The 22009-nt window shown below is 64.0% G+C and carries 18 protein-coding genes and 2 pseudogenes; 3 read left to right on the forward strand and 17 right to left on the reverse strand.

The window, feature by feature from the left end:
* Positions 1–201 (reverse strand): annotated as a pseudogene (locus V3H18_RS12900) (uracil-DNA glycosylase); the annotation flags it as partial.
* A 179-nt stretch (positions 202–380) separates the two neighbouring features.
* Between V3H18_RS12900 and V3H18_RS12905 the strand changes: the two are divergent.
* Complete coding sequence (locus V3H18_RS12905) at positions 381–1400, forward strand: DUF2278 family protein (protein WP_332082478.1); 1020 nt, start codon at positions 381–383, stop codon at positions 1398–1400.
* 134 nt (positions 1401–1534) lie between these two features.
* On the opposite strand, the gene V3H18_RS12910 is transcribed toward V3H18_RS12905, so the two are convergent.
* Both V3H18_RS12910 and V3H18_RS12915 read right to left on the reverse strand, forming a co-directional pair.
* Complete coding sequence (locus tag V3H18_RS12910; protein WP_332082479.1) at positions 1535–1762, reverse strand: YbdD/YjiX family protein; 228 nt, start codon at positions 1760–1762, stop codon at positions 1535–1537.
* Positions 1728–3808: pseudogene (locus tag V3H18_RS12915) on the reverse strand (carbon starvation CstA family protein). Before V3H18_RS12915 ends, V3H18_RS12910 begins: the two are co-directional and overlap by 35 nt.
* 189 nt (positions 3809–3997) lie before the next feature.
* Between V3H18_RS12915 and V3H18_RS12920 the strand changes: the two are divergent.
* Entirely contained in the window at positions 3998–5515 is a 1518-nt protein-coding gene (locus V3H18_RS12920; protein WP_332082480.1) for an MFS transporter, read from the forward strand.
* Here V3H18_RS12920 and V3H18_RS12925 read toward each other — a convergent pair.
* The 8 genes from V3H18_RS12925 to V3H18_RS12960 all read right to left on the reverse strand — a co-directional run bounded on the left by V3H18_RS12925 (position 5510) and on the right by V3H18_RS12960 (position 15797).
* Entirely contained in the window at positions 5510–5941 is a 432-nt protein-coding gene (locus V3H18_RS12925; protein WP_332082481.1) for a DUF1810 domain-containing protein, read from the reverse strand. The genes V3H18_RS12920 and V3H18_RS12925 overlap by 6 nt on opposite strands.
* Positions 5938–9660 (reverse strand): methionine synthase, encoded by a 3723-nt coding sequence (gene metH / locus V3H18_RS12930; protein WP_332082482.1) that lies wholly within the window; start codon positions 9658–9660, stop codon positions 5938–5940. The genes V3H18_RS12925 and metH overlap by 4 nt, the downstream gene beginning before the upstream one ends.
* Positions 9657–10556, reverse strand: coding sequence for a methylenetetrahydrofolate reductase [NAD(P)H] (metF, locus tag V3H18_RS12935; protein WP_332082483.1), 900 nt, complete (start codon positions 10554–10556; stop codon positions 9657–9659). The genes metH and metF overlap by 4 nt, the downstream gene beginning before the upstream one ends.
* Complete coding sequence (locus tag V3H18_RS12940; protein WP_332082484.1) at positions 10556–11584, reverse strand: ArsR/SmtB family transcription factor; 1029 nt, start codon at positions 11582–11584, stop codon at positions 10556–10558. Before V3H18_RS12940 ends, metF begins: the two co-directional genes overlap by 1 nt.
* 616 nt (positions 11585–12200) lie before the next feature.
* Complete coding sequence (locus tag V3H18_RS12945; RefSeq protein WP_332082485.1) at positions 12201–14171, reverse strand: acyl CoA:acetate/3-ketoacid CoA transferase; 1971 nt, start codon at positions 14169–14171, stop codon at positions 12201–12203.
* A gap of 190 nt (positions 14172–14361) precedes the next feature.
* Positions 14362–14742 carry a 6-pyruvoyl trahydropterin synthase family protein gene (locus V3H18_RS12950; protein ID WP_332082486.1) on the reverse strand — a complete coding sequence of 127 codons (381 nt, stop codon included), beginning with the start codon at positions 14740–14742 and terminating at the stop codon, positions 14362–14364.
* A complete protein-coding gene (gene queE, locus V3H18_RS12955; RefSeq protein ID WP_332082487.1) occupies positions 14739–15371 on the reverse strand; it encodes a 7-carboxy-7-deazaguanine synthase in 633 nt (210 codons plus the stop codon). The genes V3H18_RS12950 and queE overlap by 4 nt, the downstream gene beginning before the upstream one ends.
* A 48-nt stretch (positions 15372–15419) precedes the next feature.
* The gene (locus V3H18_RS12960; RefSeq protein WP_332082488.1) at positions 15420–15797 is read right to left on the reverse strand and encodes a c-type cytochrome; all 378 of its coding nucleotides are present in this window, start codon (positions 15795–15797) and stop codon (positions 15420–15422) included.
* Positions 15798–16206: 409 nt separating this feature from the next.
* On the opposite strand from V3H18_RS12960, the gene V3H18_RS12965 reads away from it, so the two are divergent.
* Positions 16207–17100 (forward strand): tetratricopeptide repeat protein, encoded by an 894-nt coding sequence (locus V3H18_RS12965; RefSeq protein ID WP_332082489.1) that lies wholly within the window; start codon positions 16207–16209, stop codon positions 17098–17100.
* Positions 17101–17116: 16 nt separating this feature from the next.
* Here the strand turns inward: V3H18_RS12965 and xth are convergent, their stop codons facing one another.
* The 6 genes from xth to cydB form a co-directional block, all read right to left on the reverse strand.
* A complete protein-coding gene (gene xth, locus V3H18_RS12970) occupies positions 17117–17905 on the reverse strand; it encodes an exodeoxyribonuclease III (protein WP_332082490.1) in 789 nt (262 codons plus the stop codon).
* A gap of 156 nt (positions 17906–18061) precedes the next feature.
* A complete protein-coding gene (locus V3H18_RS12975; protein WP_332082491.1) occupies positions 18062–18625 on the reverse strand; it encodes a hypothetical protein in 564 nt (187 codons plus the stop codon).
* A gap of 51 nt (positions 18626–18676) precedes the next feature.
* Positions 18677–20275, reverse strand: a complete 1599-nt coding sequence (locus tag V3H18_RS12980) for an urease accessory protein UreH domain-containing protein (RefSeq protein WP_332082492.1) — start codon at positions 20273–20275, stop codon at positions 18677–18679.
* A 146-nt stretch (positions 20276–20421) separates the two neighbouring features.
* Positions 20422–20607: a YgaP family membrane protein gene (locus tag V3H18_RS12985; RefSeq protein WP_332082493.1), complete on the reverse strand. Its 186-nt coding sequence runs from the start codon at positions 20605–20607 to the stop codon at positions 20422–20424.
* A gap of 68 nt (positions 20608–20675) precedes the next feature.
* Positions 20676–20849 carry a cytochrome bd-I oxidase subunit CydX gene (cydX, locus tag V3H18_RS12990; RefSeq protein WP_332082494.1) on the reverse strand — a complete coding sequence of 58 codons (174 nt, stop codon included), beginning with the start codon at positions 20847–20849 and terminating at the stop codon, positions 20676–20678.
* Positions 20850–20864: 15 nt separating this feature from the next.
* Positions 20865–22004, reverse strand: coding sequence for a cytochrome d ubiquinol oxidase subunit II (cydB, locus tag V3H18_RS12995; protein ID WP_332082495.1), 1140 nt, complete (start codon positions 22002–22004; stop codon positions 20865–20867).
* Positions 22005–22009: the final 5 nt, after the last annotated feature.

Consider the following 22009-nt stretch of genomic DNA (forward strand, 5'->3'; position numbering starts at 1 on the left):
GCGGCGCGGGAGCGCCGGCTCCTGTTTTAACGGGTTACGCGCCTCGACCCGCGCGGCGACGGCCGCAGGAGGCGGCGCTGGCGCGCGGGCGCTGTCGGCGTAGCGGTCATGCGGCGCCTCGTCGAGCGCGAGATCGACGCCGCTCTCGACATGCCAGTCGAGAAGGGCGAGAAGCGCGCGACGATCGAGACCATCCTGCATGGCGCCAATCTAAACTATTTTCCGCCTTGGCGGCGCCAGGAACGGATGGCCAATCTTCAAATGGCCGACTATGCCAAAGCCGCCGCCGCTTGCTTGTGACATCGGGACCGCCGTAGCATCGACCTATTGCCGACTGGGGCCTCTGCCCCACTCATTACGATCGACATTGGAGACGCGCGATGCCGCTTAAGAATTATTCATTGCTCAAGGGTCGTCCGATCAACAACCGCCTCGGGAGCGGCGCCAATCCTCACTATCAGGTGCTGATCTCCGACGGCGCGGATCAATATCGCATCGCCGTCAATGTGCAGTCGAGCGACGGCAGCGAGGTGGAATATCTCGTGCGGTCGCGCTTCGATCACCCGATCACCGAGCAGTTGCTGGCGTTCGAGGACGGCCTGCATCGCCTTCCAAGCGCGCCCGGCGGCGTGGCGCTCGACTTCATTCGCGGCAATCTCGCGCAGCCATGGGAATTCAAGCCTCTGCCGCTGTCAGCGCCGGGGCCCGACAATGACCTCAACGAAAAGGTCGATTCCTATGTGCAGCGGGCGATGGCCGACGAAGCGTCGACGATCTACGCCTTCGGCGAAAGCTGGGGACCGGAGACGAAAGCCGACAAAATTTTCGGCTTCCGGCCCGGTCGCGGTATCCATGACATTCATTTCAACCAGGGCAATCCTCCCGGGAGCTTCGCGGCGTCGAACGGCCCCTGGCAGGACGGCGGGCTGATCTTCCATTTCCCGACATCAAGCCAATGGTCGGCGGTTTTCCTGAAATTCCAGACGCAGGCCTGGCATTCCGACGATCACAGCGGCGAGCCGATCGTCTCCCCGACGCCGGTCGAGCGCGACCGCATTCCCCCTTTCGACGCGCCCGACGGGCTGGTGCGCATCGTCGCCGCGCTCGTCAACGACGTGAATTCGCCGGAGCAGGAAACGGTGACGTTGCTCAACACCGCGGACGTGCCGGTCGATCTTTCCGGCTGGACGCTGCGCGACAAGAACAAGAACGCCATGCCGCTCTCGGGCCAGATCGCTGCCGGCGCGACGACGGTCGTGAATGTCGCGGCGCCTGTCTCGCTGTCGAACCGGGGCGGCATTATCACGCTCGTCGACGGCAACGGCGTGAAAGTGCACGGCGTTTCCTACACGCGCGAGCAGGCGCGCCAGCCGGGACGGACGATTCCCTTCCAGCAATAAGGCCAATCCATCCCGGATGTCATTCCCGACGCTTCGCGTCAGCGAAGCGATCGGGAATCCAGAAGACGCCGAGCGCTCTTGGGAAGGTTCTGGATTCCCGGTCAGGCCTTCGGCCTGCCGGGAATGACAGTCGTTCAGCAGCAGCGAAAGGCGCGTTCGCCATTGCCGCCAAAACGCGCGCTCTCGCGCGCGCGGAAAAATTCCTTGCGCGTCATGATCGGCGTTCCGTCGTGGCGCGCGCGAATATGCGCGACATAGGCGTCATAGTCGCCCTGCCCCACCATGAGCCGCGCGCCGTCGCGGAGCTTGCGCGAGAGCTTGGAGAGATCAAGCCCGGGCAGGCCGCAGATCGTGCAATTCATCTTCGGTCTCCCGGGTCGTGACATGCTGCGCCGCGCGCGCGGCGCGAATGGCGTTGATCGCGAAGGCGAGCATCGCCATGACGAGCGTCGCATAGATCGCGCATAAGGAGGCGTCGACATAATCGTTGAAGATCACGCGCTGCATCTCGGCGAGAGTCTTCGCCGGCGCGAGCAATCGCTCTTTCCCGGCCGCCTCGGCGAATTTTCTGGCGTGGGCCAGAAAGCCGATGCGAGGATCCTCATGGAAAATCTTCTCGAAGGCGGCGGTGAGCGTGCAGATATAGAGCCAGGCCGTTGGGACGATGGCGACGAAGGCGTAGCGCTCGCGCTTCATGCGATAGAGCACCACGACGCAGAGCGTCAGCGCGATCGCCGCGAGCATCTGATTGGCGATGCCAAAGAGCGGCCAGAGCGTATTGATGCCGCCCAATGGATCGATCACGCCCTGAAAGAGAAAATAGCCCCAGCCGGTCACGACGAGGCCCGTCGCGATAAGATTTGGCCCCAAGCCTTCGTATCGCCAAAGGCGGGAAAGAAAGCGCCGGCGAGGTCCTGGATCATGAAGCGCGCGACGCGCGTGCCCGCGTCGAGCGTCGTGAGAATGAAGAGCGCCTCGAAGAGGATCGCGAAATGATACCAGAAGGACATGGTCGCCGCGCCGCCGACTACGGACGAAAGGATATGCGCCATGCCGACGGCGAGCGTCGGCGCGCCGCCGGCGCGCGACAGAATGCTCTTTTCGCCGACCTGCTCGGCGACGCCGGTAAGCGTCTCGGGCGTCACGGCGAAGCCCCAGGAGGAAATCGTCGCGGCGGCGGCGTCGGGCGTCGCGCCAATGACCGCGGGCGCGGCGTTCATCGCGAAATAGACGCCGGGATCGAGCACGCTCGCGGCGATCATCGCCATGATGGCGACGAAGGACTCCATCAGCATGGCGCCATAGCCGATGAAGCGCGTCTGCGTCTCGTCGCCGATCATCTTCGGCGTCGTGCCGGAGGCGACGAGCGCATGGAATCCCGACACCGCGCCGCAAGCGATGGTGATGAAGAGAAAGGGGAAGACGCTGCCCGCGAAGACCGGCCCGGTTCCGTCGATGAAGCGGCTCACCGCCGGCATTTGCAGATCGGGCCGCACGATGAAGATGCCCGCCGCGAGTGAGAAGATCGTGCCGATCTTGAGGAAGGTCGAGAGATAGTCGCGCGGCGCGAGCAAGAACCAGATGGGCAGGACGGAGGCGATAAAGCCATAGGCGATGAGCATGAAGGCGAGCGTCTCGGCCTTATAGGTGAAGAGCGGCGCAAGCGCCGCGCTCTCCGCGACCGTGCGCCCCAACGCGATGCTGGCGATGAGCAGGACGAAGCCGAGCAACGACATTTCCAGGATGCGGCCCGGCCGCAGATAGCGGCCGTAGACGCCCATGAGAATGGCGATGGGCAGCGTCGCCATGACCGTGAAGGAGCCCCAGGGGCTGTTGGCGAGCGCCTTGACGACGACAAGCCCGAGCACCGCAAGCAGAATGATCATGATGCTCAAAATGCCGACCATGGCGACGAGGCCGGGAAGCGGCCCCATCTCGGTCTTGATGAGATCGCCGAGCGAGCGGCCGTCGCGCCGCGTCGAAATGACGAGCACCAGAAAATCCTGCACGGCGCCGGCGAAGATGACGCCGGCAAGTAGCCACAGCGTTCCCGGCAGATAGCCCATCTGCGCCGCGAGCACCGGACCGACGAGCGGTCCCGGCCCTGCGATGGCCGCGAAATGATGGCCGAACAGCACCCATTTATCGGTCGGCACATAGTCGAGCCCGTCGTTGCGGCGAAGCGCCGGCGTGCGCCGCCGCGCGTCGAGCTGCAGAACGCGAAAGGCGATGAAGCGGGAATAAAAGCGATAGCCGATGGCGTAGACGCCGATCGCCGCCGTCACCATCCACATGGCGTTGACGGTCTCGCCGCGCGAAAGCGCGAGCGTATAGAGCGCGAAAAGCGTGAGCGCGAAGACGGGCGCCCAGATGAGCAGGGTCTTGATGCGTCCGCCGCCGGCCGTCATGGTCAAGGACATCTATTCCCTCCGCGAGAGCTTTCGTCGCGGACCGAAACTTATAATTTCCCGAGCGTCAAGAGATCGGGGGCGCCGGCGCAATATTTCTCTTCGTTCGTCAAGCGATCGCGGGGCCCGGTCACACTAGCGAAATGGCCCGACGTCCATAGTGCCGATCAACAATGAGGAGCGACGCAGATGGAACAAAGCGTCTCGACTTCGGGCGCTGAAAGGCGCGCGCATAAAACGACGGTCCAGGGATATATCGACGAACAACCGCTGTGGGTCGATGGGACGATCGCTCCCCCTTCGCCTTTGACGGGGATGCAGCGGCGCATCTGGTGGCTGTCCGTCGCCGGCAAGTTTTTCGAGGGGCTGGTCGTGTTCATGACCGGCGTCGCCTTGCCTCTGATCGTCAAAGAATTCGGCCTCAGCGCCGCGGAGCACGGCATGGTCGGCGCCGCGACATTGTTCGGCATTCTGATCGGCGCCAGCGCATTGGGCGGACTGTCCGATCATTTCGGCCGCAAACCGCTCTTCATATTCGAAATGATATTGTTCGCCTTTTTTCTGACGTTGATCGTCTTCACGCCAAACTTCCCATGGTTGATCGCGTGCCTGTTCGGCATGGGATTGGCGCTCGGATGCGACTATCCGACCGCTCACCTCATTATCTCCGAAAGCACGCCGACGCACAGCCGCGGCGCGCTGGTGCTTGCGGCGTTCGGATTCCAGGCGGCGGGCGCGCTTATCGGCACCGCCGTTGGCTATCTCATCCTGTCCGCTTATCCTGATCTCGAATCCTGGCGTTGGATGTACGCCACCGCCATCGTCCCGGCGGCGCTGGTCGTGCTGGGACGATTGTTCATCACCGAAAGCCCGCATTGGCTCGCCGTTCGCGGACGCCCGCGCGAAGCCGAGACGACGCTCGGCCGGCTGTTACAGCGCAAGCCGCGCTATCCGAACGACGTCCGGCTCGCCGCTACCGCCGACACAGAAGAGACCAGGCGTTCGAGCGGCTACGCCGCTCTCTTCCGCGGCAAAAATCTGCGCGCGACCGTGCTCGCATCCGTTCCCTGGTTCCTGCAGGACCTTGGAACCTACGGCATCGGCATTTTTACGCCGACGATTCTCGCCGCCGCCGTCGGACATAAGCGCGAGCATGCGCAAAATGTGGCCGATCTCGTTTCCAACGATCTCATCGCCGCCAAAGGCGCCGCGTTCATCGACATCCTGCTGCTCGTCGGCATATTGGCGGCGGTGCTGCTGGCGGACCGTCTCGGCCGCATTCGGCTGCAGGTCACGGGCTTCATCGGCTGCGCGATCGGCCTGTCCGTCGCGGCCCAATCGGTCCGCTTTGACGGGGCCGCGCGGATGATGCTCATCTTCGCCGGCTTCATGCTGTTCAATTTCATGACCAATCTCGGTCCCAACGCGCAGACCTATCTGATTGCCGGCGAGGTCTTTCCTACAGCCATTCGCGCCAAGGGCGCGGGCTTCGCCGCGTCCTTCGCGAAAATCGGCGCCTGTTTGACAGCCTTCTTGTTCCCCATCCTGCTCGCCGATCTCGGCGCGTCGAGGCTTCTTTACATTCTGGTCGGGACGTCGCTCCTGGGCGCGCTCGTCACCTGGCTGTTCCGCATCGAGACGGCCGGCCTCAGTCTCGAAGCGGTGGGCGGGGACGCCGCCCAAGCGTTGGACAAGGAGGTCTTATAATTTGGCTTGAGTCAGGGGATCTGGCGCGCCGGCGTAATATTTCTCCAGCGCCTGCGCAAACAGCGGCTCTTGAGGCGCGATGGCCGCAAACAAGGTCATCGACGAGCGAAACTTCAGATCGTCGGGATGGCCGAATATTTCGCGCGCGCTCCGGCCCTCAACGCCATTGACGAGGCGAACGCATTCCTTGAGCCGCGGGCCCAATATCGGATGCGCGAAATAGGCGAGAGCCTCTTCCCGCGAACGAATGGCGTAGGCCTGCGCCATGGCGCTGCCGCCGAGGCCCTCGATCTGCGGAAAGACGAACCACATCCAGTGGCTTTGCTTGCGGCCCGAGGCGAGCTCCGCCCGCGCCTGCGCATAGATGGGGTCCTGCGCAGCCACGAAACGCGCGAGATCGTAAGGATCGCCAGAGGCGTCCGTCACTCCGCCGCTTCCGCCGCCAAAGGCGCATAGTTCAAAATCGGCGCGAGCCAACGTTCGGCCTCGCGCGCGTCCATCCCCTTGCGGCGGGCGTAATCCTCGACCTGATCGCGCTCGATCTTGCCGACGCCGAAATAATGCGTCGAAGGATGCGCGAGATAAAGGCCGCTGACGGTCGCCGCCGGCGTCATGGCGAAACTTTCGGTGAGCTTCACGCCCGTGCGTTTCTCGGCGTTCAGCAGCTCGAACAGCGTCGCCTTTTCCGTGTGGTCGGGCTGGGCGGGATAGCCGGGCGCGGGGCGGATGCCGACATAGGGCTCGGCGTGCAGCGCCTCGGGCTCGAAATTCTCCTCATGCGCATAGCCCCAAAATTCCTTGCGCACGCGTTCATGCATGCGCTCGGCGAAGGCCTCGGCGACGCGATCGGCGAGCGCCTTAACCATGATCGAACCATAGTCGTCATTGGCGCGGGCGTAGCGCGCGGCGATCTTCTCTTCCTCGGCCCCGGCGGTGACGACGAAAGCCCCGATATAATCGGCCTTGCCGCTCTCCCTCGGCGCGATGAAATCGGCGAGCGCGAGATTGGCCTTGCCGTCGCGCTTAGGGAGTTGCTGGCGCAGCGTATGCAGCGTCGCGATGGTTTCGTTGCGCGACTCGCCGTTATAGAGCGCGATGTCGTCGCCGATCGAATTCGCCGGCCAGAAGCCGATGACGGCCTTTGGCGTGAACCAGCGCTCCTCGACGACGCGCTTCAGCATCGCCCGCGCATCCTCGTAAAGCGTGCGCGCCGCTTCGCCGCGCTCCGGATCGTCGAGCAGCGCCGGATAGCGGCCCTTGAATTCCCAGGCCTGGAAGAACGGCGTCCAATCGATATAGGGCACAAGCTCGCCGACGTCATAGCTCGCGAAGGCGCGCGCGCCGGCAAAGCTCGGCTTTGCGGGTTCATAATTCGCCCAATCGATTTTATAGGCGTTGGCGCGCGCCTGCGCGAGTCCGACGCGCTGCTTGTCGACTTGCGCGCGCGCATGCGCCTCGGCGACGCGCTCATATTCGGCGCGGGTCTGGGCGATATATTCCTCGCGCGATTTCTCCGACATGAGCGCCTGCGCGACGCCTACGGCGCGGCTGGCGTCAGTGACATAGACCGCCTGGCCGCGCCGATAATTCGGGCTGATCTTCACGGCGGTGTGGACGCGGCTCGTCGTCGCGCCGCCGATGAGCAGCGGCGTGTCGAGCCCTTCGCGCTCCAATTCCGAAGCGACGAAACACATTTCGTCGAGCGAGGGGGTGATGAGGCCGGAAAGGCCGATGAGATCGACCTTCTCCCTCTTCGCCGTCTCCAGAATTTTCGCCGCCGGCGTCATGACGCCGAGATCGATCACCTCGAAATTATTGCAGCCCAGCACCACGCCGACGATGTTCTTGCCGATGTCATGCACGTCGCCCTTCACGGTCGCGAGCAGAATCTTGCCCGCCGTCGAGCGCTCGCTCTTGTCGGCCTCCATGAAGGGCATGAGATAGGCGACCGCCTGTTTCATCACCCGCGCGGATTTGACGACTTGCGGCAGGAACATCTTGCCCGAGCCGAAGAGATCGCCGACGACATTCATGCCCGCCATCAGCGGGCCTTCGATGACGTCGAGCGGCCGCGAGGATTTCGCGCGCGCTTCCTCGACATCGGCCTCGATATAATCGGTGACGCCGTTGACGAGGGCGTATTCGAGACGTTTCTCGACCGTGTTTTCTCGCCAGGCGGCGTCCTTCTCCTGCGTCTTGGCGCCGGCGCCCTTGAACTTCTCGGCGATTTCGACGAGCCGTTCCGTCGAATCGGCGCGGCGATTCAGGACCACATCTTCGCAGAGTTCGCGCAGCTCCGGGTCGATCTCGCCATAGACCGCGAGCTGGCCGGCGTTGACGATGCCCATGTCCATCCCCGCGTGAATCGCGTGATAGAGGAACACCGAATGCATCGCCTCGCGCACGGGCTCATTGCCGCGGAAGGAGAAGGAGAGATTGGAGACGCCGCCGGAAATATGCACATGCGGCAGATCGCGCTTGATGATGCGCGCGGCCTCGATGAAATCGACGCCGTAATTGGCGTGCTCCTCGATGCCGGTGGCGACGGCGAAAATATTGGGATCGAAGATGATGTCCTGCGGCGGGAAGCCCACCTCTTCGGTCAGAATCCTATAGGCGCGCGCGCAGATTTCCGTCTTGCGCGCGAGCGTGTCGGCCTGGCCGGCTTCATCGAAGGCCATGACGACGACCGCCGCGCCGTAACGGCGCACCTTGCGCGCGTCGGCGATGAATTTCTCCTCGCCTTCCTTCAACGAGATCGAATTGACGACGCCCTTGCCCTGCAGGCATTTGAGCCCCGCCTCGATCACCTCGAATTTGGAGCTGTCGACCATCACCGGCACGCGGGCGATGTCGGGTTCGGCGGCGAGAAGGTTCAGGAACTCGACCATGGCGCGCTCGGAGTCGAGCAGACCCTCGTCCATATTGACGTCGATGATCTGCGCGCCATTCGCGACCTGATCGCGCGCGACATCGAGCGCGGTCGCGTAATCGCCATTGGTGATGAGCTTGCGGAACTTCGCCGAGCCGGTGACATTGGTGCGCTCGCCGATATTGACGAAGGGAATGTCTTTCGTCAGCGCGAAAGGCTCCAGGCCGGAGAGCCGCAACAGCGGCTCGATCGCCGGAACGACGCGCGGCGCGACGCCTTTCACCGCGCGCGCGATCGCTCCGATATGGTCGGGCGTCGTGCCGCAGCAGCCGCCGAGAATATTGACGAGGCCAGAGGTCGCGAATTCGCCGACGAGCTCCGCCATATATTCCGGGCTCTCGTCATAGAGGCCGAATTCATTGGGCAGGCCCGCATTGGGAAAGGCGCAGACGCGCGTATCGGCGACGCGGCCGATCTCGGCGATATGCTGGCGCATTTCGCGCGCGCCGAGCGCGCAGTTGAAGCCAATGGAAAAGGGCTTGGCGTGCGCGATCGAATTCCAGAAGGCGACCGCCGTCTGGCCGGAGAGCGTGCGGCCGGAAAGATCGGTGATCGTGCCCGAAATCATGATCGGAAAGCGCGTTCCGACCTCGTCGAACGCGTCTTCGAGCGCGTAAAGCGCCGCCTTGGCGTTCAGCGTGTCGAAAATGGTTTCGACGAGCAGAATGTCGGCGCCGCCTTCGATGAGGCCGAGCGCCTCTTCCTTATAAGCGGCGCGCAATTCGTCGAAAGTGACGCCGCGAAAGCCCGGATTGGAGACGTCGGGCGAAATCGACGCCGTGCGGTTCGTCGGCCCCATGGAGCCGGCGACGAAGCGGCGCACGCCCGTCTTCGCCGCCACTTCGTCGGCGGCCGCGCGCGCGAGCCGAGCGCCTTCGCGATTGAGTTCGAAGACGAGATGTTCGAGCCCGTAATCGGCCTGCGCGATCGAGGTCGAGGAGAAAGTATTGGTCTCGATGATGTCGGCGCCGGCCTCAAGATAAGCGATATGAATCGCCTTGATCGCGCCTGGCTGGGTGAGCGTCAGAAGATCATTATTGCCGCGCAGGTCCTTCGGATGATCCTTGAAGCGTTCGCCGCGAAAATCGGCTTCCTCGAATTTATGGCGCTGGATCATCGTGCCCATGGCGCCGTCGAGAATGAGGATGCGTTGCGCCGCCGCCTCTTCGAGCGCCTTGAGAATTTTCGATCCGTGAGCTTTATCGAAGGTCATACGAGAGCCTTTTCACGCAGCGGACGCACGCCAAGCAGATGGCAGATGGCGAAGACGAGATCGGCGCGATTGTTGGTGTAGAAATGGAATTCGCTGACGCCGGCGCGCGCTAGGCCGATCACCTGCTCGACGGCGGTCGTCGCGGCGACGAGCGCGCGGGTTTCGGGGTCGTCGTCGAGGCCGTCGAAACGCTCGGCGAGCCAGAGCGGCACGCTCGCGCCGGCTTTTCGCGCGAAGCCCGCGACCTGCTTGAAATTGCGGATCGGCATGATCCCCGGCACAATCGGGATTTTTATGCCGCGCGCCAGCGCCTTGTCGAGAAAGCGAAAGTAGACGTCGTTATCGAAGAAGAATTGCGTGATGGCGCGCGTCGCGCCGGCGTCGATCTTGGCTTCGAGCGCGTCGAGATCGCGCTCCACCGAGGCGCTTTCGGGATGGCCTTCTGGATAGGTCGAAACCGAAATCTCGAAATCATGCAGGCGCCGAATGCCGCGCACGAGATCGGTCGAGGTGGCGTAGCCTTGCGGATGCGGCTCGAATGTCGTGCCGACGCCGGTCGGCGGATCGCCGCGCAGCGCGACGATGTGGCGGACGCCCGCATCCCAATAGTCGCGCAAGATCGCGTCGATTTCGTCGCGCGAGGCGGAAACGCAGGTGAGATGCGCGGCGGGCTTCATGTCGGTTTCGCGCACGATGCGCGTCACGATGGCGTGGGTGCGCTCGCGCGTCGTGCCGCCGGCGCCATAGGTGACGGAGACGAAATGCGGCCTGAGCGCCGCGAGGCGGGTGACGCTGCGCCAGAGCTCCGCCTCCATCTCCGGCGTCTTCGGCGGAAAGAACTCATAAGAGATCGCAAATTGGTTCTGCGACGCCATGGGATGAAGGGCGTTGAACATCAGGCGGTCTCGTAGGAAGCGGCGGGAAGGGGATCGGCGACGATGCGCGGATCGCGCGCGAGCCACAGGGAGACGGTGAGCTTGGCCCCGTCCTTCGCGCTCGGCGCGAGGTCGCGATGCAAAACCACCTCTAGCCCGGCCTGGGTCAGGAGATCCGTGACTTCGGCGCCGGCGAAGCCGAGACGCCGATGCGCGTGCTTGTCGCGCAGCGTCTCCTCGTCATGGGGCGCGAAATCGACGACGAGCAGGCGCCCGCCTGGCGCCAGCACCCGCGCCGCCTCGCGCAGCGCGCGGCCGGGATCGTCGAGATAATGCAGCACCTGATGCATGATCGCGAGATCGATGGAGTTGCGCTGGATCGGCAGCGCGTAAATATCCGCCTGGCGCAATTGCACATTGGCGAGGCCGGTTTCCTCCAGCCGCCCCCGCGCGACGCCCAGCATGGCGGAAGAGAGATCGACGCCGACGGCCCGCTCGGCCTGCGGCGCGAAAAGCTCCAGCATGCGCCCCGCGCCCGCGCCGAGGTCCAAGAGATTGCGCACCGGCGCGTCGCCGATGGCGTCGCGCATCGCCGCTTCGACGCGCTCCTCGGGCACGTGGAGCGCGCGGATGTGGTCCCATTCCTCTGCATGGGCGGCGAAATAGCGCGCCGCGTTCTCGGAACGGGCGTGGCGAACTTCGGCAAGCCTCGCGCGATCGCCGGCGAGAATGGCGTCGTCCACTTCGAGCCAGGCGACGATGTCGCGCGCGAGCGCCCCCGCAGGGCCCGACGGCGCGAGGCGGAAAAACGCCCAGGCCCCTTCACGGCGGCGCTCGACGAGACCGGCTTCGACAAGAAGCTTGAGATGGCGCGAGACGCGCGGCTGCGATTGGCCGAGGATCGCTACGACCTCGCTCACCGTCAGCTCCGATTGGGCGAGCAGCGCGAGCAGGCGCAGCCGTGTCTCCTCTCCCGCCGCATTAAGGGCGGCGAGCGTCGGCTCCATGGCGAGCTTGGGAGGCGGCCTCAAGGCCTGAACATCAGACATAAAGATATCTATATGCGTCAAATCTGTCCGGCGCAAGGCGGCTGCGACATTTTTGTCGTGCAGCTGTCATGCATCCTCCCTTGACCGAATCGGAAAGCGGGCACATCTTTTTCCTATCGCACCTGCCGAGGCGACAGCGTCGGCAGGCTCGCTCGGGCGGGACCTCGATGCGGACGCGATGAGACAGGCCGGGGCGCAGAGCTGTGTCGCCGGCCGGGTCGACAGCGACAATATTGCGAGAGGAGCATGACGCCACCGGGTCATATGCAGTGACCGGCGTTTCGTTCCGGTCAAATGGCGGTCAGGTTCAGCGCTGACTGTTCCGCCTTATCCTCGAAGACATGTGACATCCCTTCCGGGCGCCCGCGCGCAAAGGCCAAGCGGCGGACGCCCGGCCCAGAAACTGGATCATCCCAGACGCGCTTTCGCATAGGCGAAGCACCGGCCCCGTGAGCTCCCGCGCCACGGGGCCTTCTTTTTGTCCGCCGCTTAAGAGCTCTTCCCGATCACATGGAATCATGTGATCGATAAGGAATCGCTCAAAATCAAAATCCTGGAGCAGGTTCTAATCGAAAAAGTCTGTCAACTTTTTCGGAACCCGCTCTAGGCCGGAGCCTCAGACCGGCGCCGGCGCCTTCTCCTCTTCCCTGGAGCCGACGACTTCGAGGAAGGTCTCGGCCGCCTCCCGCCGCTCGAAGACATGCGGCTGGAGCCCGCGTTTCGCGAGCGCCTCCTTCATCTTGAGGCGCGCAAAGGCGCTCGTGGCGTAGCGCGTCGTCGTCAGATAATAGCGCTGGCTCAAATATTCGATCATCTCGGCGTAATCGTCGTAGAGCGACTCGGCGATGCGCGCGCCGTCGTGATTGACGACGGAATTGACGCGCTTGCCCACCCTCTGACAGGCGGCGACAAGCGCATTGCGCATTTCGTCGATGTCCTTCTTGGTGCGCGCGTTCCAGCCCTCGAGATTGAGGAAGAGGATGTTGCGCGCCGGATCGTAGGATATCCGCTGATCGAGATTGAGATTGAGAAGATCGTTGATCAACTCCATCGGCTCGTCGATGAAGATGCGCTTGTCCATTAATTCGGGGTGCTCGACGATGGGCTTGAAGTCCATATGCGCGAGAATGTCCTTATCGATGTCGATCCCCGGCGCGACCTCGATGAGCTCCAGCCCCTTGTCCTTGAGCTGGAAGACGCAACGCTCCGTCACGTAATAGACGGGCTGCTTGCGCTTTTGCGCGAATTTGCCGGAGAAGGTGATCTGCTCCACGAAGTTGAGGAACTTCTTGTTGCGGCCTTCCTGAAGAATATGAACCTTGCCGTCTTCGATCGCGACCTTGAGCCCGCCATTGGTGAAAGTGCCGGCGAAGACGACGAGCCGCGCGTTCTGGCTGATATTGATGAAGCCGCCGCAGCCATTGAGCCTGCCGCCGAATTTCGACGTATTGACATTGCCCTGCACGTCGCATTCGGCCATGCCGAGACAGGTCATGTCGAGGCCGCCGCCGTCGTAGAAATCGAATTGCTGGTTCTGCTGAATGATCGAATCCGCGTTGGTCGCGGCGCCGAAGCTCGAACCGGACGCCAGCACGCCGCCGATGGCGCCAGCTTCGGTCGTCAGCGTGATGTAAGGCGTGACCTTCTCTTCATTGGCGACGGCGGCGATGCCCTCCGGCGCGCCGACCCCGAGATTGACGACGCCGTTCGGCGGCAGTTCGAAGGCCGCGCGCCTTGCGATCACCTTGCGCTCGTCGAGCGTCATTTTGGGGAGCTTTTCGACCGGCACGCGGATTTCGCCCGAAAGCGCCGGATTATGGATGACGCCATAATTCATGCGGTGCATTTCCGGCGGATCAGCGACGACGACGGCCGAGACGAGAATGCCCGGCACATGCACGTCCTTGGCTTTGATCGAGCCCTGTTCGACGATGCGCTCGACCTGGGCGATAACGAGGCCGCCATTATTATGCGCGGCCATCGCCTGGGCGAGATTGTCGAGAACGAGCGCCTCCCGCTCCATGCTGATATTGCCTGAAGGGTCCGCCGACGTGCCGCGGATGAAGGCCACATCGATCTTGGTCGCCGTATAGAACAGCCATTCCTCGCCCTCGACCTCGACGAGCTTCACCATGTCCTGCTTGGTGCGTTCATTCACCTTGCCGCCGCCGAAACGCGGATCGACATAGGTGTAAAGGCCGACCTTGGAGAAGAGGCCCGGCTGGCCGCCGGCGCAGGCGCGATAGAGCTGGGAGATGACGCCTTGCGGGAGATTATAGCCGCAAATTTTATTCTCCTGCGCCGCCTGGGCGACTTTGGGCATGCGGCCGAAATTGGCGGCGATGACCCGGCGCAGCAACCCCTCGTGATGAAAGCGGCCGGTGCCGAGGCCCTTCGAGTCGCCCGCGCCCGCCGTCATGATGAGCGTCAGGTCGCGCGGACGCTGCGTCTCGACGAAGCGCTTCTCCAGCGCGGCGTGCAGCGCTTCGGGAATGCAGCTTTGGACAAAGCCCGTGGTGGTCACGACGTCATTGTCGCGAATGAGCGCGATCGCCTCGTCGGCGGTGATGACCTTATTATTCGCCATTTCCTTAAGCTTCCCCTCGCTCGCCCCACTCTTTGGTTGCGGATCTTCAACGTCGCCGCGGCGGTGGGCTTTGTGCACGAAAACAAAGATCAAACCGTAGAGACCGCGTCAATCTTTCGCAATAGCGGCGATGCGCCGCAGAGCAGCAGTTCGCATGCGGCGATGCGGGAAGAAAAGGGCGAGCTTCCGCTCAGTCGCCGCGATAGACGCAGCCCTCGAAACAAGAGTCGCGGAAGACGCCGACCTCGGCGAGGCCCGGCAGCGTCGCCGCAAGATCGCGCCAGATATAGAGGCAGAGATTTTCGAGCGTCGGCTTTCCCAGGCCATTGAGGTCATTGAGAAAGGAGTGGTCGAGGCGCTCGCGCAGCGCGGCGAGCGCGCGGCCAAGCTTGCCGAGATCCATCACCCATTCGTCCTCCGCATTGGGCGCGCCGCGCAGCGTGACGCGCACGCGGAAGGAATGGCCGTGAATATTGCGATATTTGCCGCCCGTCGGATGATCCGGGTCGTAAAGCGCATGCGCCGCCTCGAAATAGAATTCTCGAAAAATCTCGAAACTCGCCACCGTCACTTCACCCCGATCGCCTTATGGGTCTGCAGCGACAGGCGCCAGCGCGGATGCGCGAGGCAATAGTCCACCGCCGCCTTCGTATTGCGCAGAATGTCCGGCCCGTCCATGGGCTGCAGCAGAAAATGGAGGAAATCCAGGCTCTCGTATCGCGCCGGATCGTCCCCCTCTTGCGGATAGACGAGCTTCAGTTCGTCGCCTCTGGTTTGCGCGAGCGGCGCCCCGGCCTTGGGCGAGACGCAGATCCAGTCGATTCCCGCCGCCACCGGCAACGCGCCATTGGTCTCGATCGCGATCTCGAAGCCGCGCCGATGCAGCGCCGCGATCAGCGCGTCGTCGACCTGCAACATCGGTTCGCCCCCGGTCAAAACGGCGAAGCGGGCGTCGCGCGCCGGACCCCAGAGCGCGGCGAGATGGGCGGCGAGCGTGTCGGCGTCGGCGAATTTGCCGCCGCCTTCTCCCGCATAGCCCACGAAATCCGTATCGCAGAAGCGGCAGAGCGCCTCAGCGCGATCCTCTTCGCGGCCGCTCCAGAGATTGCAGCCGGCGAAACGGCAGAAGACGGCGGCGCGGCCGGCGTTCAGGCCCTCGCCCTGCAGCGTCTTGAAAGCTTCCTTGACGACATAAGCCATTGCCGTTCGCTCTAGCCCGGTCGCCTGACAGGGTCCAGCGAAAGCGGATCAGCCGTTTTTCGGCAATTGGTCGTCCTTGCCGTCCGGCTCGGCCGGCGGCTGCGGGCGCGGATCAAGACTGCGGATATAGGCGACGATGTCGTCGATTTCCTTACGCGACAGATGCATGTCGGGCATCGGCGGATGTGGGTCGATGAGGAAATTGGCGAGCTTCTTGCGGTCGACCTGCCGCTTGGCGACCTCGAAGAAGGAAGGGGCGTCGGCCGAGGCGGCGGTCTGGTCGGCGGCCACGACATGACAGCTCGCGCACCAGCGCGTCGCGACGACAGCGCCGCGCCGGGCGTCGCCCGCGGCAAGCGCGGAGCCGACGGCGGCGGCGCAGGCCGTGGCGAGGATCGTGGCGGCGATGGCGCGTCGAAGCTCCATGGAGAGTTTTCCTTACGACAGAGACGGCGATTCGACCGCATGAAAGCACAAGTCCCGCATGCCGGTCATCCGCGCAGTGTTTCGGGCATTGCGTCATGGCGACGCGGTCCGCGTTCATTTCCTTATCGGACCGTGGCGTTTGCGTCACAATCCATGTGCTTTCCATGCAACAATACAAAAGTTTGCGGGCCGCCGCTTACTCTTTGCGTTCCAAGCCCCTTTTCAGACACAAAAGCTCGGCTAAGGTCGTCAAGTCACAAGCTCATTCGAGATGCGGAGACGCCCGCCGAAAGCAACCTTGCTTTCCGGCGGCAGGGTCCTTCTTTCCTTCTCGCGGGACGGCGGGTGACGGCTGGCGTTAAGAGCCTTTGGGCGTCGGGCGTCTTCTGGGCAGGAAGTTGGATCGGTCATGATCGAGTCATCGCATAGGGGTCTGCGATCGGCCGCAAGGCTGGGCAGGGGGCGCGCGACTCTGCCGGCGTGGCTGGCGGCGGCGAGCGCCGCCATGCTGCTGACGGCCTTCGCCGCGCCGGCGCCGGCCCTCGACGCGACCAAGGCGGAATCCGCCGCCACGGCCTCCAAGCCGCTGCCGATGTTCAAGGACCCGCGCGCCGCCCTGCGCGCCGGGCTCGAAAGCTATCACGCGGGAGACGCCGCGACCTCCATCCCGGCGCTGCGCTACGCCGCCGAGGGCGGCGAGCCGCTTGCGCAATGGAAACTCGGCCGGATGTATGCGGACGGCGACGGCGTCGCCCGCGACGACGCCAAGGCCTATGAGTATTTCTCGCGCATCGTCGAGCATTTCGCCGACGACGAACCCGACCCGCAGGAGCAGTCGCTCGCGGCGAGCGCCTTCGTCGCCGTCGGACTCTATCTGCTCGACGGCTCGCCAAGCGCGAAGATCAAGAAGGACCCCGACCGCGCCTTCGAGCTGTTCCGCTATGCGGCGACTTATTTCAGCGCCGCCGACGCGCAATATCATCTCGGCCGCATGTATCTCGACGGCGTCGGCGTGAAGAAGAACATGCGCCAGAGCGTCGCCTGGCTGGAGCTCGCCGCGCGCAAGGGCCATCCGCAGGCGCAGGCGCTTCTCGGGCGGCTGATCTTCAGCGGCGAAGCCGGCGGCGAGCCGCAGCGCGCGCGCGGCCTGATGTATCTGACGCTCGCCCGGGACGCCGCCGCAGGCGTCGAAAGCGAGCAATGGATCGCCGATCTTTACGCCGACGCGCTGAAGACGGCGAGCGAAGCCGACCGCAAGGCGGCGGTCGCCATGCTCGAAGGCTATTTGCGCGCCCGCAACTAAATTTGAGAGGCGGTTCTCAAGCCGCGGCGAGATCGGCGTAGATCGCGACGTGATCGGAAGGCTTGTCGCCGGCGCGCATCGCCTTGGCGATGTCGACGCGCGCGAGCCGGTCGGCGGCGCGCGGCGACAGCAGCAGATGGTCGATGCGCAGGCCTTTGTTCTTCTGCCAGGCGCCGGCCTGATAATCCCAAAAGGTGTAAAGGCCCGGCGCATCGGTCGTCGCCCTCAGGGCGTCGGCGTAGCCGAGATTGAGGAGGCGCTGGAAGGCGGCGCGGGTCTGCGGCAGAAATAAAGCGTCGCCCATCCAGGCCGAAGGCTCATAGACGTCGCCGGGCGCCGGAATGACATTGTAATCGCCGGCGAGAACGACGCTCTCCTCGAGCCGCAAAAGCGCCGCCGCATGGCGCGTCAGAGCCTCCATGAAGGCGAGCTTGTAAGGATATTTCGGCGTATCCGGCGGATTGCCGTTCGGCGCATAAATGGAGGCGACGCGGGTCGCGCCGCCGGCGCCGTCGGAAACGACGGCCTCGATGTAGCGCGACTGCGCCTCGCCGTCGAAGCCGGGCAAGCCGATCGTGACGTCGTCGAGCGGCGATTTGGAGAGGATCGCGACGCCGTTGAAGGTCTTCTGCCCGTGGATGGCGACATTATAGCCGGCGTCTTCGATTTCCAGGCGCGGAAAGGCGTGGTCTTCGCATTTCGTCTCCTGCAGGCAGAGCGCGTCCGGCGCCGCTTCTTTCAGGAAGGCGAGCAGCGGCTGAAGGCGCTGACGAATCGAATTGACGTTCCAGCTCGCGATGCGCAAGACCGACTCCCTAGAGCGCTTCCCGATCACATGGAATCATGTGATCGATAAGGAATCGCTCAAGATCAAAATGTTAGAGCAGGTTCTCATCGAAAAAGTCTGTCAACTTTTTCGGAACCTGCTCCAGCGGCGCGACGCCGCCCTGACGAAGATCGTTTAGTCCAGCCGATAGGCGGCGTGACAGGCGTTGCAGCCTTGCACGACGTGAGACAATTCGGCAAGCGCCGGCCGCATGTCGCCGCCGGGACCGATCTTTTCTGCCTCCTTGGCGAATTTGCTCGCCTGCTCATGCATCGCAAGGCCGAGCGCGCGCATGTCGTCGGGCATATGCTGCGCCATCATCGCCGGCATGGGGCCGAGTTCGCCGCTCTTCGCGGCGGGCTTGCAGGCGGCGGCGTGAGGCGAGCCGAGGCCGAGCTGCGTTTCCGCAACCTTCGCGGCGCCGGCTCCGTCGCCTTTGCCAAGCGCGGCGAGAATCTCGGCGACGGCCTCCGCATGGCCGCGCATATTGGCGAGCATATGCGCGCGCATCGGCGACGGAAGATCCACCTCCTTGCGCGAATCCGTCATCTTCGAGGACATGTCCATATGCGCGCCGTGGCCATGCATATGCATATTATGATCGTCGTCGTGATCGGCGCCCCGCGCGGGGACAAGGGCGATGACGGCGAAGAGCGACAGCGAAAGAACGGCGGCGAAGGCAATTTTTCTATGCGTCATGTTCGTCTCCATGGTCATGCGAAATAGAGCGCGTCTCGCGAACGCCCCGCGTCAGGGTTTTGCCCCCGGCGGCAAGTTGAGCGTCTGTCCGGCGCGCAGTTTTTTCGGATTGAGCGAAGGATTGGCGGCGGCGATGTCGCGCCAGCGGCTTTCTTCGCCGTAGAGTTTCTTGGCGATGGCGCGCAGCGTATCGCCCCGCCCTACCCTGTAAATGGGCGCCGCTTCCGCAACAGGCGGAGCGGCTTCGGTCGGCTGCGCCGCGGCCTGCGGCGATGGCGTCGCCGGAGCCGGCGGCGCGGAATCGACGACCTCGAAACTGCCGCGCATCATGCCCATCCAGCAGCTCCAGGGAATGACCCCGGTCTGCTGCGGCGTGAATTCGATGGTCTGAAGGCCGGGCTTGAGATTGAATTCGAGCTTGAGGGCGGGAACGAGAATTCGGTTGTTGCAGGTCGTGATCTCGGTCGCGTTGATGACCCATTTGACCGGAACCCCGCGCTGGAGCGTAAAATGGTCGGGCTGATAGCCGAGACGGTCGGCGGTCATCTCGATCGTCTGCGTCGCGGGCGGCGCCGTCTCCTCATTCGCCGGCGAAAGCGGCGCGACGATCGCGGGACGTTGCAGGCTTGCAAATAACGACGCGAGATCGGCGCCGGAGCCTGTAAGAATCAATCCGCGATTGATCATCACCGCGCCGAGCGCGACGACAATCACGCCGGACGCCGTCAGCAGACGATGCGTCACGGCGCTGGAGAGAACCGACGCAAGCGCGCCAAAAGCGAGCATCACCGGCAGCGTGCCGAGGCCAAAGACGAAAAGCGTCTTCGCGCCTTCGACCGGGCTGCCGGTTCCGGCCGCCATCACATACATCGCCTGCAACGGGCCGCAGGCGATCATCAATCCATTCAGCAGGCCGATGACGAAGGGCTGATGGCGCCCGCTCGTCTCGCGATTCACCCATCGGTCCAGAGCCGGCGGCAAGCCGAGCCGGAAGCGCCGCAGCGGCGCGAAGAGGCCCAGCATATTGAGGCCGAAGACGATGAGGAAAGCGCCCGCCGCGACGCCGGCGAACCCGCGCAGCATGGGCGTGAAGGCGATGAAGGCGCCAAACCAGCCGAAGGCCGCGCCGATCGTGGTGTAAGAGAGCGTCTTGCCCGCGCCATAGGCGAGATGGGAAAGAATCGACGAGCGCCCCAGGCTCGCGTCTCTCGCGACATAGCTCACGACGAAGCCGCCGCACATGCCGATGCAGTGAAATCCGGTCAGCAGCCCCAAAAGGAAGATAAGGCCAAGACTCATATGACGGGCGACATCGGCTTCGCCCTCGGCGCTGATCCAGCGCGTATCGAAAAGGATGAGCGCCGCGAGTCCCGCGAGAGCAGCCGCGGCGACGGCGAATCTGACGGCGGGCGAGCGGGAGCGCCGCGCCTCTTCCGTCCGGACGACGCGGTATCCGTTCTTCTCCACGCTGTCGCGGATTGCGCCAAAGCTCGTCGCTTCGGGGTCGTAATCGACGACGACCGTCTCTGTCGGATAGTCCGCCGCGACGCGGCGCACGCCGCCGAGCTTCCTCACGGCGGCTTCGATGACGCGCTCGCAGCCATGGCAATGCATGCCGCGCGCATGAAAAGTGATCGCCGTTTCAGTCATGCAAAACGCCTCGCCGCCAGGCGTCATTTCCTATCGATGCCGACCGCCATGCGCCGTGGCCTTAGGCAGGACCGTTTGAAGCGGAAGCGCGCTTACGTCGAGAACGGCCTCGCTCTAGGCGCGGACGGATTTACTCGCCGGCGCGCCTATTTGCCGAGCGTATTGAAGCCCAGCAGCCGATAGGCGGGACAGAAATTGATAAAGGCCGTGGCGAGCGGGACGACGCCGATCAGGCCCCACCACGTTTTAGGGCCGATGAAGATAAGGCTCAAAAGGGCGAGTCCGGCCACGATGCGAATGATGCGGTCGGTTTTTCCAACATTGGCTTCCATGGGGAATCCCCTTCGAAAGATTTTGGGCCGCGCGCGCAGCCGCGCCGACTAGAGGTAAGCATGGAAGACTAACCCTCGCGGCGCGCGCCTTCAGTGACTAAGTCGCTGTCGCGGCGCGGCTCTTCGTCGCGCCCATTCTTGCCGTTCTTGATGTCCTCTTCGTCAAGCTCCAGCCACATGGCGTTGAGAATGGCGAAGGCGCAGGCGAGGCCCAGCCCCAAAATCCACGAAAAGTACCACATGCGGCGGCCTCCCCCTCAATAGTAATAGTCGTCGCCGCGCCGCACCGCCGCTTCGCTCACCGGGCCGCGCAGAACGTAATAGACCCAGCTCGTATAGGCGAGCACGATGGGCAGAAAGACGACGACGACGAACAGCATGAGCGAGAGAGTCGCCTTGCTCGACGAGGCGTCCCACACCGTCAGGCTCTGGCTCGGATGCGTGGACGACGGCAGCAGGAAGGGAAACATGCTGAAGCCCGCCATGGTGACGACGCCGGGGACGGAGAGGCTGGTCGCAAGCAAAGCGAGGACCCTGCCGCCCAGCGCCAGCGCCAGCGCGCCGAGGAGCGCCCCCGCATAGGCGGCGGCGGGCGCCGCGATCATCCAGGGATAGGCGCGATAATTGTCGAGCCAGGCGCCCGCCTCCCGCGTCACTGTCTTGAGAAGCGGATTCGCCGGCCCCGCCGGATCGACGGCGCTCGCGATGCGAAAGCCCTCGACGCCGACCATGGTCCAGAGGCCTGCGGCTGAAATCAGGAGCACGAGCAGGATCGCGGCGAAGGCGCCGCAGCGGCGCGCGCGCGCCGCGACCTCGCCTTCGCTCTTGACGCTCAGCCAGGCCGCCCCCTGCATGACCAGCATAGCGACGCTGACGAGGCCGCAGAGCAAAGCGAAGGGATTGAGCAGGCCGAGCAGCCCGCCTTCATAGAAGACGCGCATCGTCTGATCGAAATGGAAAGGCGCGCCCTGCAGCAGATTGCCGAAAGCGACGCCGAAGATCAGCGAGGGAACGAAGCCCGAGACGAAGAACAGCCAGTCCCAGCTTTCGCGCCAACGAGGCGACTCGCGCTTGGAGCGGAAGGTGAGCGCCACCGGCCGCAGGATGAAGCCGAGCAGCACGAGCAGCATCGCCAGGTAAAAACCCGAGAAGGAGACGGCGTACAGCGGCGGCCAGGCGGCGAAGACGGCGCCGCCGCCCAGAATGAACCAGACCTGATTGCCTTCCCATACCGGGCCGATCGTATTGATGGCGACGCGCCGCTGGGCGTCGCCGCGTCCGACGAAAGGATGCAGCATGGCGACGCCGAGGTCGAAGCCGTCTAGAATGGCGAAGCCGACGAGCAGCGCGCCGAGCAGCGCCCACCAGATGAGACGAAGCGTCATATAATCGAACATCGAAC

Origin of the sequence: Methylocystis borbori (assembly GCF_036576025.1) — a bacterium.
GTDB classification, from domain to species: Bacteria; Pseudomonadota; Alphaproteobacteria; order Rhizobiales; family Beijerinckiaceae; genus Methylocystis; species Methylocystis borbori.